Here is an 18,881-nt window from a genome sequence, read left to right as displayed (position 1 = left end):
GTCCGTCGTCGACGGTGGTGTCGGGCGACGCGGACGCGGTGGCGGCACTGGTCGAGGAGTTCCTGGAAGAGGGTGTGCGGGCGCGTCTGATCGAGGTCGACTACGCGTCGCACTCCTCGCACGTCGAGGAGGTCCGCGAGCGCCTGCTGTCCGATCTGGACGGCATCACACCCCTGTCCGGCACGGTGCCGTTCTTCTCGACGGTGACGGGCGGCTGGTTGGACACGAAGTCCCTGGACACCGAGTACTGGTACCGCAACCTGCGGGAGACGGTGGAGTTCGGGCAGGCCACGGCGGCTCTGCTGGGGGAGGGTTTCCGGTTCTTCGTCGAGTCCAGTCCGCATGCGGTGCTGGGTGTGGCGGTGGGGGAGTCGGTGGAGGCCGCGGGTGTGGACGCGGTGGTGTTGGGGACGTTGCGTCGTGGGGAGGGCGGTTCGGCGCAGGTGTTGCGTGCGGTGGGCCGTGCGTGGGAGTGCGGGCTGGGGGTGGATTTCTCGGGTGCGTTCCCGGGGGCTCGGCGGGTGGACCTGCCGACGTACGCCTTCCAGCGCAGCCGCTACTGGCTCGACGTCCCGACCACGAGCTGGGACGTCGCCTCGGCGGGTCTCGCCACGACCGGGCACCCGCTGCTCGGTGCGGTGACGCAGGTCGCGGACTCCGACGAACTGCTGCTCAGCGGCCGGATCTCGCTGCGTACCCACCCCTGGCTCGCCGATCACGCGGTGTCGGGCGTCGTCCTCCTCCCCGGCACGGCCTTCCTCGAACTCGCGCTGCGCGCCGGGGCCGAGGCGGACTGCCCGGTGGTCGAGGAACTCACCCTCGGATCGGCCCTCGTGCTCCCGGACGAGGGAGCCGTTCACCTGCAGCTCCGGGTCGCCGCGCCCGACGGCGACGGTCGGCGGAGGCTCAGCGTGTTCGCCCGCACGACCCGGGACGCCGACGCGCCCTGGACCGAGCACGCCACCGGCACCCTGGCACCCCGGCCCGCCGGGGACCCGGCCGGAGCCGCGGCCGCTCTGCTGAGCTGGCCGCCCTCCGGTGCCGAACCCGTGGACACCGGCGACCTCTACGAGCGCTTCGCCGAGGCCGGCTACCACTACGGCCCCGCCTTCCGCGGCATCCGTGCCGCGTGGCTCCGCGACGGCGAGGTGTTCGCCGAGGTGGTGCTGCCGGAGTCGCAGCACGCCGACGCCGCCGGGTGCGTGCTGCACCCCGCGCTGCTGGACGCGGCCCTCCAGATCGCCGCACTGCTGCCCGACCAGGACGGCGGGGCCCGGTTGCCCTTCAGCTGGAACGGTGTGACCGGCGGGATCACCGGGGCCACCACGCTGCGGGTGCGGCTCGCCGCCGGTGCGCCGGACTCCGTGACCCTGCACGCCCACGACCTGTCAGGACGGCAGGTGCTCGGCGTGGAGGGCCTGCTGCTGCGGCCCCCGGCCGCCGGCGGGCCGCTCTCCGCGAACGCCCACGCCGACCTGCTGTACCGCCTCGACTGGACCCCGGGCACCGACCCGGCCGACCGTGCCGTGCCCACCTGGGCCGCCCTCGGCGGCGCCGTCCCCGGCGCGGTGTCGTGGCAGGACCTCGACGCCCTGGGAGCCGCGCTCGACGCGGGCGCCGCCCTCCCCGAGGTGATCGTGGCGGCCGTCGCCACCGCCGACCTGCCCGACCCCGCCGACCGGGTCCGCGTCACCGCGCACCGGGGCCTGGCCCTGGTCCAGCAGTGGCTGGCCGACGAGCGGTTCGCCGAGGCCAGGCTGGCCCTGCTCACCAGGGACGCGGTCCGTACCGGACCGCTCGACCGTCCCGTCGATCTCGCCCAGGCCGCCCTGTGGGGCCTGGTGCGCAGCGCGCGGGCCGAGCACCCCGGGCGCTTCGTCCTCATCGACGCGGCCGGGACGGGCGAGCCGGCGGACGCCCTGCCTGCGGCGCTCGCCGGCGGGGAACCCGAGCTGGCGTTGCGGACCGGCCCGCTGCTGCTGCCGCGGCTGGTCCGCGGCGGACGGGCGGACGGCACGCTGTCCCTGCCGGACGGCGCGGCCTGGCGGCTCACCACCGACGGCCGGGGCTCCGTGGAGGACATCGTGGCGGAGAACGCGCCCGCGGCCCTCGCCCCGCTGGGCGAGGGCGAGGTGCGGATCGCGGTGCGCGCCGCCGGGCTGAACTTCCACGACGTCATCGCCGCGCTCGGCCTGGACCCCGATCCCGAACAGCAGGGCCTGGGCAGCGAGGGCGCCGGAACCGTGATCGAGGTCGGCCCGGGTGTCGACGACCTGGTGCCCGGTGACCGGGTGATGGGGATCTTCGGGGGCGCGTTCGGCCCGATCGCCGTCGCCGACCGCCGCACCGTCGCCCGGATACCGGCGGGATGGTCCTTCGCCCGCGCCGCATCCGTGCCGGTGGTGTTCCTCACCGCCTACTACGGTCTGTTCGATCTCGGCGGACTGCGGCGCGGCGAATCGGTCCTGGTCCACGCCGCGGCCGGCGGTGTCGGCATGGCGGCGGTACAGCTCGCCCGGCACGCCGGTGCGCGGGTGTTCGCGACCGCCTCCCCCGCCAAGTGGGACGTCCTGAAGGCCGGCGGACTGGACACCGAGCACATCGCCTCGTCCCGTACCACCGACTTCGCCGAGAAGTTCCTGACGGCCACCGGCGGGCGGGGCGTCGACGTCGTACTCGACAGCCTGGCGCGCGAGTTCGTCGATGCCGGTCTGCGGCTGCTGCCGAACGGCGGCCGGTTCGTGGAGATGGGCAAGACCGACGTCCGCGACCCCGGGGCGGTCGCCCGGCAGCACCCCGGGGTGCGCTACCGGGCGTTCGACCTGATGGAGGCCGGTCCGAAGCGGATCGGCGAGATGCTCGCCGAGGTCCTGGACCTGTTCGAGCAGGGGGTGCTGCGTCCCCTGCCCGTCACCGGCTGGGACGTCCGGCAGGCCCCGGCCGCCCTGCGCTCGCTCAGCCAGGCCCGGGGCGTCGGCAAGAACGTCCTGGTGCTGCCCGCCGCGCCGGACCCCGAAGGGACCGTTCTGGTCACGGGGGCCACCGGCACCCTGGGACGGCTCCTTGCCCGGCACCTGGTCGTCGCGCACGGCGCCCGGCACCTGCTGCTGGCGGGCCGCCGGGGCGGATCCGCCGACGGAATGCCGGAGCTGGTGCGGGAACTGACCGGACTCGGGGCGTCGGTGACCGCCGCCGCCTGCGACGTCGCCGACCGCGCCGCGCTCACCGCCCTGCTCGGGTCGGTGCCCGTCGCGCACCCGCTGACCGCCGTCGTCCACGCGGCCGGTGTCCTGGACGACGCCACGATCGCCGGGCTGACGCCGGACCGGCTCGACCGCGTCCTGCGGCCCAAGGCGGACGCGGCGCTGGCCCTGCACGAACTCACCCGGGACCTCGACCTCGCGGCGCTGGCCCTGTTCTCCTCGGGCGCCGCCCAGTTCGGCGCGGCCGGGCAGGCGAACTACGCCGCCGCCAACGCGGTCCTCGACGCGCTCGCCACCGAACGCCGGGCCGAGGGGCTGCCCGGCCTGTCCATCGGCTGGGGCCTGTGGGAGGAGCGCAGCGGGATGACCGCCGCGGTCACCGCGGGTCGGGGCGCAGGGGCGGGCGCGCTGACCTCGGCGGAGGGCCTCGCCCTGTTCGACGCGGCGCTGGACTCCCCGTACGCCTACCGGCTCGCGGCCAGGATCGCCCCGTCCGTGCTGCGGGCGGACGACCGGCTGCCCGCCGTGCTCCGCGCTCTGGCCCGCCCCGCCCGTACCGCCGCCGCCTCCGCCGCGGCACCGGCCCGCTCGATGGCGCAGCAGCTCGCCGAGCTGCCCGAGGCCGAGCTGCACCTGACCCTGCTCGACCTGGTGCGCGGCAACGCGGCGGCGGTGCTCGGCCACAGTTCGCCGAACCTGATCCGCCCGGCCCGCCCGTTCAAGGAGGTCGGCTTCGACTCCCTCACCGGGGTCGAACTGCGCAACCGGCTGGGGTCCTCGACCGGGCTGCGACTGCCGGCCGCGCTGGTCTTCGACCACCCCACCCCGGAGGCACTGGCACGCCACCTCGCCGAGCGGGTCACCGCCGCCCGCCCGACCGGCGACGAGGCGGTCCGGGCCGGGCTCGACACCCTGGAGACCCTGCTCGACGCCCTGCCGCCGGACGGCGTCAGCGACGAACTCGCCGCCCGGATACGGGAAGTGCTGTCCCGCCCGCTGCCCGGCCGGCCAACGGCCACCACCGCCCGCCCCACGGGCGACGTGGACGACCTGGCCCCCGACCTGATCGAGGCGGCCAGCGACGACGAGATGTTCGACTACATCGACCGGCAGCTGGGATCCGCATGACCGGGGCACCGTTCCGCGCACCCCGCGCGCCCCGCGCAGTCCGAGACGAGACCCGAGCGGCCCGAGACGAAAGCAGCGGTGTCCAGTGAGCGACCAGAGGATGCGTGACTACCTCAACCGGGTGACCATCGACCTCCGGGAGACCCGGCAGCGGCTCCGGGAGGCCGAGGCCCGCACGAGCGAGCCGATCGCGATCGTGGCGATGAGCTGCCGCTTCCCCGGCGGTGTCCGCACCCCCGAGGACCTGTGGGAACTGCTCGCCGAAGGCCGCGACACCGTCGCGCCCGTCCCCGGCGACCGGGGCTGGGAGACCGCCTGGCCGTCCGGCGGCGCCGTCCCCGGGCGGGGGGCGTTCCTCGACGGCGCGGCGGACTTCGACCCGGAGTTCTTCGGCATCTCGCCCCGCGAGGCGGTCGCGATGGACCCGCAGCAGCGGCTTCTGCTGATGGCGTCCTGGGAGGCCGTCGAGCAGGCCGGCATCGACCCGCTCACCCTGCGGGGCAGCCGTACCGGGGTGTACGCCGCGGCCATCGACCAGGGGTACGCGACGCTGGGCCCCGGCGCCGCCGAAGCCGTCCAGGGGTTCCTGATGACGGGGAACTCGATGAGCGTGATGTCCGGGCGGGTGTCCTACGCGCTCGGTCTCGAAGGCCCCGCCGTCACCGTGGACACCGCTTGTTCGGCCTCGCTGGTGGCGCTGCACCTCGCGGCGCGCGCCCTGCGGGCCGGGGAGTGCTCGCTCGCCCTCGCCGGCGGGGTCAGCGTGATGGCGCTGCCGGCGGTGTTCGTCGAGTTCAGCCGACAGGGCGCGATGTCCGCCGACGGCCGCTGCAAGCCGTTCGCGGCGGCCGCGGACGGCACCGGCTGGGGCGAGGGCGTGGGAATGCTGCTGCTGGAGCGGCTGTCGGACGCGCGCCGCAACGGCCACCCGGTGCTGGCCGTGCTGCGCGGTTCGGCGATCAACCAGGACGGTGCCAGCAACGGCCTGACCGCCCCCAACGGCCCCTCCCAGCAGCGGGTGATCCGGGCGGCGCTCGCGGACGCGGGGCTGACGACGTCCGACGTGGACGCGGTGGAGGCGCACGGCACCGGCACCACCCTCGGCGACCCGATCGAGGCCGACGCGCTGCTGGCCACCTACGGCCAGGACCGGCCCGCCGACCGCCCGCTGTGGCTGGGGTCGCTGAAGTCCAACATCGGGCACACCCAGGCCGCCGCCGGGGTCGCCGGGGTCATCAAGACGGTGCTCGCGCTGCGGCACGGCGTCCTGCCCCGCACCCTGCACGTGGACGCGCCCACCCCGCACGCCGACTGGTCCTCGGGCGCCGTCGAACTCCTCACCGAGGCCCGCGACTGGCCCGCCGTCGACCGGCCGCGCCGGGCCGGGGTGTCCTCGTTCGGCATGAGCGGCACCAATGCGCACGTCGTCCTCGAACAGGCACCGGAGCCGGAGCAGGCCGACGGACCGGAAGCAGCGACCGACGGCCCGGACACCGTGGCCGGCGCGGGCGCGCCCGGGGCCGTGCTGCCCTGGGTGCTGTCCGGCCGCACCGCGTCCGCGCTCGGGGACCAGGCGGCCCGGCTGCGCGCCCGGCTCACGGCGGACGCGCCCGCGCGGGAGGCCGACATCGGCTTCTCGCTGGCGACCACCCGGTCCGCTTTCGAGCACCGGGCCGTGGTGATCGGCGACGGGCGCCCCGCACTGCTGGACGGCCTCGCCGCCCTGTCCGGGCCGGGCACGGACCTCTCCACCGCCCCGGCCACGCCCGCCGACGTCGTCGCGGGCACCGGCCGGGTCGTCGAGGGCCGGACGGCCCTGGTGTTCCCCGGCCAGGGCTCCCAGTGGGCCGGCATGGCGCAGGACCTGCTCGCCACCAGCCCCGCCTTCCGGGACCGCCTCGCCGCCTGCGACGCCGCCCTCTCCGCCCATGTCGACTGGCGGCTGCCCGCCGTCCTGGAGGGCGCGGCCGGGGCACCCTCCCTGGAGCGGGTGGACGTGGTGCAGCCGGTGCTGTGGGCGGTGATGGTGTCACTGGCCGCGCACTGGGAGTCCTGGGGCGTCCGGCCCGACGCCGTGGTCGGGCACAGCCAGGGCGAGATCGCCGCCGCCGTGGTGGCGGGAGCGCTGAGCCTGGAGGACGGGGCGAAGGTCGTCGCCCTGCGCAGCCGGGCCATCCGGGCGCTGGCCGGACTCGGCGGCATGGCCGCGGTGTCCCTGCCCGAGGACCGGGTCCGCGCCGAGATCGCCCCCTGGGCCGGGAAGCTGTCGGTGGCCGCCGTCAACGGGCCCGCCGCCGTCGTGGTCTCGGGCGAGACCCGGGCCCTGGCCGAACTGCTCGCCCACTGCGCCGCACAGGGCGTACGGGCCCGGTCCGTACCCGTGGACTACGCCTCGCACTCGGCCCAGGTCGAAGGGATCAGGTCCGAGGTGCTGGCCGCGCTGGCCGGCGTACGCCCGCTCCCGGCCCGGATTCCGCTGTTCTCCACCGTCACCGGCGACCGGCTCGACACCACGGTCATGGACGCCGACTACTGGTACCGCAACCTCCGCGGGACCGTCCGCTTCGACGCCGCCGTCCGCTCCCTGATCGAACAGGGCCACGAGGCCTTCGTCGAGGTGTCGCCGCACCCGGTGCTGACCATGGCCCTCCAGGACACCGCCGAGGCCGCCGGCGCCGAGGAGCCGCCCGTGGTCGTCGGCACTCTGCGCCGCGACGACGGCGGACCGCGCCGGGCCCTGCGCTCGGCCGCCGAACTGTGGGTGGCCGGCGCGGCCGTCGACTGGTCCGCGGTGTACGCCGGCACCGGCGCCCGCCCGACCGCCCTGCCCGGATACCCCTTCCAGCTGCGGCGCTACTGGCTGGAGCCGGAGGCGGCGCCCGGCACCGGACCGGCCGCCGCCGATCCGCACGACACGGCCTTCTGGCGCATGGTCGACCACGACGCCCCGGCCGAGATCGCCGCCCACCTCGCCGTCGACGAGGACGCCCTCGCCCCCGTCCTGCCCGCCCTGCGAGGCTGGCGCAAACAGCGGCGCGACGAGAGCGTCATCGACTCCTGGCGCTACCGCGTCGGCTGGCAGCCCCTGCCGGACCCGCCGGCCGCCACCCCCGCCGCCGGCACCTGGCTCGTCGTCCTGCCCGCCGGACACGACGACGACGCACGGGTACGCGGCCCGCTGCTCGCCCTCACCGAAGCGGGCGCCACCGTCGTCACGGCCGAACTCACCGCCGACGCCGTCCGCCGCACGGACCTCGCGGGCACGCTCGCCACCGCCCTCGGCGACCGCGTCCCGACGGGCGTGCTGTCGCTGCTGGCCGCCGACGACCGGCCCCACCCCGAGCACCCGGCCCTGCCCACCGGAACGGCACTCACCGTCGCCCTGGTGCAGGCCCTGGGCGACCTCGCCCTCACCGCACCCCTGTGGTGCGCCACCGCCGGGGCCGTGTCCACGGGCCAGGACGACCCGGTCACCCACCCCCGCCAGGCACTGGTCTGGGGCACCGGACTGGTGGCCGCGCTGGAACTGTCCGCCCGCTGGGGCGGACTCATCGACCTGCCGCCGAACCTCGACGCCCGCGCCAGGACCCTCCTCGCCGCCGTCCTGACGGCCCCCGGCACCGGCCCGGACGGCCCCGGCCGCGAGGACCAGCTCGCCCTGCGCCCCACCGGCCTGCTGGCCCGCCGCCTCCGGCGCGCCCCCCGGAACGACGGCCGTACGAAGCACTGGAAGCCCCGCGGCACCGTCCTGCTGACCGGCGGCACCGGAGCCGTCGGCCCGCACCTCGTCCGCTGGCTGGCCCGCGGCGGCGCCACCCACCTCGTCCTGCCCGGCCGCCGCGGCCCCCAGGCACCCGGCGCGGCCGAACTCGCCGCGGAACTGGCCGCCCTCGGCGTACGACTGTCCCTGCCCGTCTGCGACCTGTCGGACCGTCAGGCCGTGGCGGAACTGCTCACCGGCCTGGACACGGCGGGCGACCCGGTCACCGCGGTCGTCCACGCGGCCGCGTTCGTCGCGCTCGCCCCCCTGGACGGCACACCGATGTCCGCGTTCGACCAGATCGTCGCCGCCAAGGCCGCCGGCGCCGAACACCTCGACGCCCTGCTCGACCGCGAACTCGACGCCTTCGTCCTGTTCTCCTCGATCGCCGGAGTCTGGGGCAGCGGCGACCACGGCGCCTACGCCGCGGCCAACGCCTACCTCGACGCCCTGGCCCAGCACCGCCGGGCCCGCGGCCTCACCGCCACCACCGTCGACTGGGGCATCTGGCAGGCCGAGAACCCCTTCCAGGACCGCGTCGCCGGAGCGGACGCCGACCTGTTCAACCTGGAGCAGCACGGCCTGCCCCGGATCGCCCCCGACCTCGCGGTCCGCGCCCTGCAACAGGCACTCGACGACGACGAGACCGTACTCGCCGTCGCCGACGTCGACTGGGAGCAGTTCGCCGCCGTCTTCACCTCCACCCGCCGCAGCCCGCTGCTCACCGGCATCCCCGAAGCCCGCCGCGCCCTGGAGGCCGCGACCGGCGACACGGAGGCACCCGCCGCCGCGCTGCTGCGCCAACGACTCGCCGCCCTCGGCGAATCCGAACAGCACCGCCTGCTGCTCGACCTGGTCCGCACCCACGCGGCAGCCGTCCTCGGCCATGCCACCGTGGACGCGATCCGGCCCGGCAAGGCGTTCCAGGACATGGGCTTCGCCTCCCTCACCGCGGTCGAACTCCGCAACCGGCTCAACACCGCCACCGGACTGCGGCTGCCGTCCACGCTGATCTTCGACCACCCGTCGTCCACCGCGCTCGCCCAGGAGATCCGCGCCGAACTGCTCGGCCGGCAGGCCGCCGAGCCGGGCCCCTCCGACCCGGACGCCGCCGCGCACCCGCCGGCACCCGACGACGAGCCGATCGCGATCGTGTCCATGGCCTGCCGCTTCCCCGGCGGCATCGGCACCCCCGAAGACCTGTGGCGCCTGCTCGCCGACGGCGGCGACGCCGTCTCGGACCTGCCCACCGACCGCGGCTGGGACGTCGAGGCCCTCTACGACCCCGACCCCGACCGTCCCGGCACCTCGACCACCCGGCGCGGCGGCTTCCTGCACGACGCCGCCGACTTCGACGCGGAGTTCTTCGGCATCTCGCCGCGCGAGGCCCTGGCCATGGACCCGCAGCAGCGGCTGCTCCTGGAAACCACCTGGGAGGCGATCGAACGCGCCGCCATCGACCCGGCCGCCCTGCGCGGCAGCCGCACCGGAGTGTTCACCGGCGTCAACTACGCCGACTACGCGGCCGTCGTCGCCCAGTCGGAGGAAGGAGACGGCCACCTGCTCACCGGCAGCGCACCCAGCGTCGTCTCCGGCCGGGTCGCCTACACCCTGGGCCTCGAAGGCCCCGCGGTGACCATCGACACGGCCTGCTCGTCCTCACTCGTCGCCATGCACCTCGCCGGCCGGGCGCTGCGCGGCGGCGACTGCTCCCTCGCCCTGGTCGGCGGCGTTGCCGTGATGGCGACCCCCGGCGCCCTGATCAGCTTCTCCCGGCAACGGGGACTCGCCGAGGACGGCCGCTGCAAGGCCTTCTCGGACGACGCGGACGGCATGGGCATGGGCGAGGGCGTCGGCGTCCTGCTGCTGGAGCGGCTGTCGGACGCCCGCCGCAACGGCCACCCGGTACTGGCGGTGGTACGCGGCTCCGCCGTCAACCAGGACGGCGCCAGCAACGGACTCTCCGCTCCCAACGGTCCGTCGCAGCAGCGGGTGATCCGGGCGGCGCTCGCGGACGCCGGCCTGACGGCGTCCGAGGTGGACGTGGTGGAGGCGCACGGCACCGGCACCACCCTCGGCGACCCGATCGAGGCGCAGGCCCTGCTGGCCACCTACGGCCAGGACCGGCCCGCCGAACGGCCCCTGCTGGTCGGCTCCCTCAAGTCCAACCTCGGCCACGCCCAGGCGGCGTCGGGTGTGGCGGGGGTCATCAAGACGGTGCTGTCCATGCAGCACGGGCAGGTGCCCCGCACCCTGCACGTCAGCAGGCCCTCCGGCCACGTCGACTGGACGCGCGGAGCGCTGGCCCTCGCGACCGAGCAGCAGCCCTGGCCGTCCCACGGCCGCCCCTTCCGGGCCGGAGTGTCCTCCTTCGGCCTGAGCGGCACCAACGTCCACACCATCCTCGAACACACCCCCCTGGAGGACGACGGCCCGCCGGCCGGGCGCACCTCCCTGCCGGCGGTGCCCTGGCCGCTGTCGGCGAAGAGCCCGCAGGCACTGCGCCTCCAGGCCGACCGGCTGCGCCGCCACCTGGACGGCAACCCCGGGGCCGAGCCGCGCGACATCGGATCCGCCCTGCACACGCGCACCGCCTTCGAGTACCGGAAGGCGCTGGTCGGGGACCGGGACCAACTCCACACCCTGCTGGGCCGGATGGCCGACGACGACTCGGGAGCGTGGGACGGCGGTCGGCCGGTCGACGGTCGTTCGGTGCTGGTGTTCCCGGGTCAGGGTTCGCAGTGGGTGGGGATGGCCGTGGAGCTGTTGGCCGATTCGGCTGTGTTCGCGGGGCGGATGGCGGAGTGTGAGCGGGCTCTGGCGCCTTATGTGGACTGGTCGTTGGCGGAGGCGCTGGGTTCGGAGGCGCTGTTGGCGCGGGTTGATGTGGTGCAGCCGGTGTTGTGGGCGGTGATGGTGTCGTTGGCGGAGGTGTGGCGTTCGTTCGGGGTGGTTCCGGACGCGGTGGTGGGTCACTCGCAGGGTGAGATCGCGGCCGCGGTGGTGGCGGGTGGTCTGAGTCTGGAGGACGGGGCGCGGGTGGTGGCGTTGCGTTCCCGTGCGGTGGGTGCGTTGGCGGGCCGTGGCGGGATGGCGTCGGTGCCTTTGCCGGTGGAGGTGGTGCGGAAACGCGCAGGCCGGTTGTCGGTGGCGGCGGTGAACGGTCCGTCGTCGACGGTGGTGTCGGGTGACGCGGACGCGGTGGCGGCGCTGGTGGAGGCCCTGGTCGGGGAGGGGGTGCGGGCGCGTCTGATCGAGGTCGACTACGCGTCGCACTCCTCGCACGTGGAGGAGGTCCGCGAGCGCCTGCTGTCCGACCTGGACGGCATCGCACCCCTGTCCGGCACGGTGCCGTTCTTCTCGACGGTGACGGCCGGTTGGCTGGACACGAAGTCCCTGGATGCCGGGTACTGGTACCGGAATCTGCGGGAGACGGTGGAGTTCGGGCAGGCCACGGCGGCTTTGCTGGGGGAGGGTTTCCGGTTCTTCGTCGAGTCCAGTCCGCATGCGGTGCTGGGTGTGGCGGTGGGGGAGTCGGTGGAGGCCGCGGGTGTGGACGCGGTGGTGCTGGGGACGTTGCGTCGTGGGGAGGGCGGTTCGGCGCAGGTGTTGCGTGCGGTGGGTCGTGCGTGGGAGTGCGGGCTGGGGGTGGACTTCTCGGGTGCGTTCCCGGGCGCGCGGCGGGTGGACCTGCCGACGACCGCCTTCCAGCACAGCCGCTACTGGCCCGAGCCGGCGCCCACCGCGGCGGCCGACGTGGGCGCGGCCGGGCTCGATCCGGCCGGCCACCCCGTCCTCGGAGCGTCCATCGAACTGGCCGACACGGGTGAACTGCTGCTCACGGGCCGGATCTCGCTGCGTACCCACCCCTGGCTCGCCGACCATGCGGTGGCCGGTACGGTCCTGCTGCCCGGCGCGGCCTTCGCGGAACTCGCGGTACGCGCCGCGGACGAGGCCGGCTGCCACACGGTGGAGGAACTGACGCTCCAGTCACCGCTGTTGATACCCGCCGACTCCGCCGTTCGGCTGCAGGTTCGGGTCGGCGCCACGGACGCGCACGGCGGCCGCTCACTGGACCTGTTCTCCTGCCGCGAGGACGCGGCGACCCCGCACTGGACCGCGCACGCGACCGGCAGGCTCACCGCCGACGCCACGACCCGCGAGCCGTCGTCCTCGGCCGTACCGGACGACGCCGGCTCCTGGCCCCCGCCCGGCGCCGTCCCGATCCCCGTCGACGACCTGTACGAGCGGTTCCATGCCTCCGGTTACGGCTACGGACCCGCCTTCCGCGGGCTCACCGCCGCCTGGCGCCGGGGTGACGAGATCTTCACCGAGGTACGTCTGCCCGAGGACCAGCACAGGTCCGCCTCCGCCTTCGGCGTGCACCCCGCCCTCCTGGACGCCGCCCTCCAGGGGCTGTTCCTGCGGGCCCGGCCGGACACCGAACCGGGCGCGGACCGGCCGTCCGCCGGACTGCCGTTCTCCTGGAGCGGAGTGCGGCTGCACGCCTCCGGAGCCACCGCGCTCAGGGTACGGCTCGGCTTCCGGCCGGACGGATCGGTGTCGATCGACGCGACCGATCCGAACGGCCTCCCGGTCGCGTCGGTCGAGGCGCTCGCCGTCCGCCTGATCGACCTCGACACCCTCCGCCCGGGCGGCGGCCCGGAATCCCTCTACCGGGTGCAGTGGTCGGCGGTGCCCGCCACCGCACCCGCCGACCCCCTCGAACACTGGGCTGTCCTCGGCGGCCGGGAACTCTTCCCGGACAGCCATCCGGACCTGGCCGCGCTCGGTGCCGCGCTGGACGGGGGAGCGCCGTCGCCCGCCGCCGTGCTGGCCTGGTGCGACCACACCCCGGACCTCCCGTCCCCGCCCGACGCCGCATCCGTGCACACCGCACTGGACGACGCCCTGCGGCTCGTCCAGGACTGGCTGGCCGACCCGCGGTGGGACGACGGCACCCGGCTCGTGCTCGTCACCCGGGGCGCGGTCTCCACGGCAGCCGGTGACGAGGTCACCGACCTCACCGCCGCCGCGGTCCGCGGCCTCGTCCGCTCCGCCCAGTCCGAGCACCCGGACCGCTTCCTGCTGATCGACACCGACGACCCGGCCGCCGTGGCCGGCTTGCTGCCCCGGGCACTGGCCGGAACGGAACCCCAACTGGCGATACGCGCCGGACAACTCCTCGCCGCCCGCCTCACCAGGGCCACCGTCGCCACGGACCCGAACCCGGGCCCGGACGCACTCCCGGGCTCGGCCCCGGACACACCGCCCGGTATCGCCGCGGCCGGGGGAACCGTCCTCGTCACCGGGGCCGGCGGCGCGCTCGGCGGCCTGGTGGCACAGCACCTCGTGACCGCGCACGGCGTACGGAACCTGCTGCTCGTCGGCCGGCGCGGCACGGACGCCCCGGGCCTGGCCGACCTCGCCGCCGAACTGCGCGGCCTCGGAGCCCGGGTGGACGTGGAGGCCTGTGACGTCGCCGACCGGGACGCGCTCGCCGCGCTGCTCGCCGGCATCCCCGCCGACCGCCCGCTGAGCGCGGTCGTCCACGCGGCCGGTGTCCTGGACGACGGGACGATCGAGTCGCTGACCCCCGGGCGGATGCGCGACGTCCTGCGGCCCAAGGTCGACGCGGCCCTCAACCTGCACGACCTCACCCGTGACCTCGCGCTGTCGGCCTTCGTCCTGTTCTCCTCCGCGTCCGCCACGGTCGGCAACGCCGGGCAGGGCAACTACGCGGCCGCCAACGCCTTCCTCGACGCGCTCGCCCAGCACCGCCGCGCCCTGGAACTGCCCGCCCAGTCGCTCGCCTGGGGCCTGTGGGCGCGCCGCAGCACCATGACCGGCACGCTCACCGCCGCCGACCTGCGGCGGATGTCCCGGGGAGGCACCGCGGCCATCGGCAGCGAAGAGGGCCTGGCCCTGTTCGACGCGGCGCTCACCCTGGACGAACCGCTGCTCGTCCCGGTCAAGCTCGACCTCGGCCGGCTCCGGACGGCAGCCCGGACCGGACCCGTCCCGGCCCTGCTCGCCGCCCTGGTCCCCGGTGGCGCACGCCGCCCCGCCTCCGGGGCGGACGCCGCCGAAGCGGACTCGCTGCGCCGCCGGCTGACCGGCCTCACCCCGGAGGAACGCGTCGCCACCCTGCTCGACCTGGTACGGAGCCGGGTCGCCGACATCCTCGGCCACGGCGGACCCGAGGCCGTCGACCCGGACCAGGCGTTCAAGGACCTCGGCTTCGACTCGCTCACCTCCGTCGAGCTCCGCAACCGGCTCGGCGCCGCCACCGGCCGCCGGCTGCCCGCCACCCTGGTCTTCGACCACCCCACCCCGGCCGCCGTCGCCGCCTACCTCACCGGGCGCCTGGTACCCGACGGGCCGGGCGGCCCCGCCGGCACCGGGAAGGCCGCCGGGGCGCACCCCGCCGTCCGGCCGGAGACACCGGACACGCCGGCTCCCGCCGCCGACATCAACGCCATGGCCGTCGACGAACTCGTCCGGATGGCCCTGGGCGGCGACCGTGACTGACCGACAGCCGCAGAAGGAGAAGCCCAACCCCATGCCCACCGACACGGACCAGGTGGTCGCCGCCCTGCGCGCCTCGCTGGTGGACAACCAGCGCCTGCGGCAGGAGAACCGACGGCTCAGCGACGACGCCGCCGAGCCCATCGCCATCGTGGCGATGAGCTGCCGCTACCCCGGCGGCGTACGCACCCCGGAAGACCTGTGGGAGCTGCTGGTCAAGGAACGCGACGCGGTCTCGCCGTTCCCCACCGACCGCGGCTGGGACGTCGAGGGCGGCTTCGACGCCGACCCCGACGCCCCCGGCACCTTCTACGTCCGGGAAGGCGGCTTCCTCCACGACGCGACCGGCTTCGACCCCGGCTTCTTCGGCATCTCGCCGCGCGAGGCCCTGGCCATGGACCCCCAGCAGCGGCTGCTGCTGGAAGCGTCCTGGGAAGCGGTGGAACGCGCGGGCATCGACCCGGCGACCCTGCGCGGCAGCCGCACCGGCGTCTACACCGGAGTGATCTACAGCGAATACGGGTCCCGGCTCGGCCGGGTGCCCGACGAAGTGGAAGGCTTCCTCGGCACCGGCACCATCCCCAGCGTCGCCTCGGGCCGGGTCGCCTACACCCTGGGCCTGGAAGGCCCGGCGGTCACCCTGGACACCGCCTGCTCGTCCTCCCTGGTCGCCGTCCACCTCGCCTGCCAGGGGCTGCGCTCCGGCGACACCGCCCTCGCCCTGGCCGGTGGGGTGACCGTGATGTCCACCCCCGGCCTGTACGTCGGATTCAGCCGCCAGCGCGGCCTGGCACCCGACGGACGCAGCAAGTCCTTCTCGTCCGCGGCGGACGGAGCCGGCTTCGGGGAGGGCCTGGGCCTGCTCCTGCTGGAACGGCTCTCGGACGCCCGGCGCGCGGGGCACCCCGTCCTGGCCGTCATCCGCGGCTCGGCCGTCAACCAGGACGGCGCCAGCAACGGGCTGACCGCCCCGAACGGGCCCGCGCAGCAGCGCGTCATCAACGGGGCGCTCGCCCGTGCCGGACTCGACCCGTCCGAGGTCGACATGGTGGAGGCGCACGGCACCGGCACCGTACTCGGCGACCCGATCGAGGCGCAGGCGCTCATGGCCACGTACGGGCAGGACCGGCCTGCCGGGCGGCCGTTGCGGCTGGGCTCGCTGAAGTCCAACCTGTCCCACACCCAGGCCGCCGCGGGCGTCGGCGGGGTGATCAAGTCGGTGCTCGCGATACGGCACGGCGTGATGCCGCGCACCCTGCACGTCGACCGTCCCTCGGCCCAGATCGACTGGACCGAGGGAGCCGTCTCCCTGCTCACCGAGGCCGCCCCCTGGCCGGAGACGGGACGTCCGCGCCGGGCCGGGGTGTCCTCCTTCGGCGCCAGCGGCACCAACGCCCACGTCATCCTCGAACAGGCCCCGGCCGACCCGGCGGCTTCCGACGGGCCCGCCACGCCGGAAGCGGTGCCCGCCGCAGTCCCCTGGATCCTGTCGGCGCGTACTCCGGATGCGCTGCGCGCCCAGGCGACGGCGCTGTACGAGCGGGTGGTGGCGGAACCGGGCCTGAGCGTGACGGACGTCGGCCATTCGCTGGCGGCGGGGCGTTCGCGGTTCGCGGAGCGCGCGGTGGTGGTGGGGGCGGACCGGGGCGAACTGCTGGCCGGTGTCGCCGCCCTGTCGCGGGGCGTGCGTGCGGCGGGCGTGGCGGTCGGCAGCGGGCTGCCCCCGGGCCGTTCGGTGCTGGTGTTCCCGGGTCAGGGTTCGCAGTGGGTGGGGATGGCCGTGGAGTTGTTGGCCGATTCGGCGGTGTTCGCGGGGCGGATGGCGGAGTGTGAGCGTGCGCTGGCGCCTTATGTGGATTGGTCGTTGGCGGAGGCGCTGGGTTCGGAGGCGTTGCTGGCGCGGGTTGATGTGGTGCAGCCGGTGTTGTGGGCGGTGATGGTGTCGTTGGCGGAGGTGTGGCGTTCGTTCGGTGTGGTTCCGGACGCGGTGGTGGGCCATTCCCAGGGGGAGATCGCGGCGGCGGTGGTGGCGGGTGGTCTGAGTCTGGAGGACGGGGCGCGGGTGGTGGCGCTGCGTTCCCGCGCGGTGGGTGCGTTGGCGGGCCGTGGCGGGATGGCGTCGGTGCCCCTGCCGGCGGACGTGGCACGGGAGCGCATCGCCCCGTGGGCGGGCCGGCTCTCGGTGGCGGCGGTGAACGGCCCGTCGTCGGTGGCGGTGTCGGGCGACGCCGACGCGGTCACCGCCCTGGTGGAGGAACTCCTGGAGGAAGGGGTGTGGGCGACCCGCATCGAAACCGACTTCGCGTCGCACTCCTCGCACGTGGAGGAGATCCGCGAGCGCCTGCTCTCCGACCTGGACGGGATCACCCCCCTCGCGGGTGCGGTGCCGTACTACTCCAGCGTGACCGGCGGCCTGCTGGACACGAAGTCCCTGGGCGCCGAGTACTGGTACCGCAACATCCGGCAGACCGTCGAGTTCGAGCGGGCGACCCGCTCGCTCCTCGCGGCCGGGCACCGCGTCTTCATCGAGTCCAGCCCCCAGCCCGCCCTGATGTACGCGATCGAGGACACGGCCGCCGACGCGGGCGCCCCGGAGACGCTGGTGCTCGACACCCTGCGGCGCGGGGCCGGAGGGCTCCGCCGACTCCAGCTCGCGCTCGCCGAGGCACACGTCCGGGGCCTGCGCGTCGACTGGGAGCGCCTGTTCGCGGGAACCGGTGCCCAGCGGGTGGACCTGCCCACCTACGCCTTCCAACGACGCCGCTACTGGCTGGACGCCCTGCCGGCCGACCGGGACCAGGCGGCCGCCGGCCAGTCCGCCGCGGACCACCCGCTGCTCGGCGCCGCGGTCGACCTGCCCGACGACGCGGGCACCCTCTTCACCGGCCGGCTCTCCTCGGCCACCCACCCCTGGCTCGCCGACCACGCCGTGGCCGGAGCCGTGATCCTGCCCGGCGCGGCCCTCGTGGAGCTGGCCGCGCACGTGGGCCGCCGCCTCGGCTGCGCCCTCGTGGAGGAGCTGACGCTCGCCGCCCCGCTGCTGCTGCCCGACGATCAGGCCGTGCAACTGCGCGTACGGGTGGGCGCCGAAGACGGCACGGGACGGCGCCCGGTGGAGTTCCACTCCCGGCCCGAGGCCGCCCCCGGCTCGGCCGACCGGCCCTGGACCCGGCACGCGACCGGCGCGGTCGGCCCCCGGGACCCCTCGGCCGACCGGGACGACACGACCGAACCGGCCGGCACCTGGCCCCCGCCCGACGCGGTCCCCCTCGACGTGGACGAACTGTACGGGCTGCTCGAAACCCGGGGCGTCGCCTACGGTCCGGCGTTCCGGGGCCTGCGCGCCGCCTGGCGCACCGCGGACGCGATCCACGCCGAAGTGGCCCTGCCCGACGGCCTCGCCGCCGGCGGAGCGGGCGGCTTCGGCGTGCACCCGGCCCTCCTGGACGCCGCCCTGCAGACGACCGGTCTGCGCGAAGGCGCCGCGACCGCGCAGCCCGCCGACGGCGTCCCCCTGCCGTTCTCCTGGCAGCGCGTCGCGATCGAAGCCTCCGACGCGCCGGTCCTGCGCGTCCGGCTGCGCCCCGACGGCCCGGACGCCGTCACCGCGCGGATCACCGATCCCTCGGGGCACACCGTGGCGACGGTCGGCTCACTCACCCTGCGCACGGCGTCCACCGCCGCACTGCGGGCGTCCTCCGGCTCCGTCTTCCACGTGGGGTGGACGCCGGTCACCGCCGGGGCCGGTCCGCGCCCGGTCACCCGCTGGGGCCTCCTCGGCCCGCGGGACGAGCGGCTGCTGCCGGCCGCCTTCCCCACCGAGCCCCCGTCCGCGACACCCGACGCGGTGCTGCTGACCTGCCCCCCGTCCGCCGACACCGTGACCACGGACGCCCCCGCCCGGGACGCGGACCTCGCGGCGGTGCACGCGGTCGCGTCCGGGGTCCTGGACCGCGTCCAGGCCCACCTGGCCGACGACACCACCGCCCGGACACCGCTGGTGGTGCTCACCCGGGGTGCGACCGGCCCGTTCGGCGCGCAGCCGCAGGCGCAGCCGGCGGACCTCGGCGCGGCGGCCGTGTGGGGCATGCTCAGGGCCGCTCAGCTCGAACACCCCGACCGGTTCGTGCTGCTGGACGTCGAAGGGCCGGAGCCGGACGGTCTCGGCGACGCGCTCGCCGACCTGCTCGCCACGGGCGAACCACAGGCGGCCCTGCGCGGCGGCGTCCTGTACGCGCCCCGACTGGTACGGCCTCCGGCCG

General features: G+C 75.7%; 3 protein-coding genes. All 3 read left to right on the top strand.

Going from position 1 to position 18,881, the window contains the following annotated elements; genetic code table 11:
• The coding region (locus tag ABD308_RS10555) for an SDR family NAD(P)-dependent oxidoreductase (protein WP_344331411.1) at window positions 1-4,331 on the top strand (4,331 nt) is incomplete at its 5' end.
• A 100-nt stretch (window positions 4,332-4,431) separates the two neighbouring features.
• Complete coding sequence (locus ABD308_RS10550) at window positions 4,432-14,622, top strand: type I polyketide synthase (protein ID WP_344331427.1); 10,191 nt, start codon at window positions 4,432-4,434, stop codon at window positions 14,620-14,622.
• A 31-nt stretch (window positions 14,623-14,653) separates the two neighbouring features.
• The coding region (locus ABD308_RS10545) for a type I polyketide synthase (protein WP_344331408.1) at window positions 14,654-18,881 on the top strand (4,228 nt) is incomplete at its 3' end.

Origin of the sequence: Kitasatospora putterlickiae (assembly GCF_039527695.1) — a bacterium.
Classification (GTDB): Bacteria; Actinomycetota; Actinomycetes; order Streptomycetales; family Streptomycetaceae; genus Kitasatospora; species Kitasatospora putterlickiae.
This window is presented reverse-complemented; position numbering and strand designations above follow the sequence as displayed.

Excerpts from the sequence above, each read along its gene's own strand:
- ABD308_RS10550 (WP_344331427.1), top strand. The coding sequence starts at position 4,432 with ATGCGTGACTACCTCAACCGGGTGACCATCGACCTCCGGGAGACCCGG.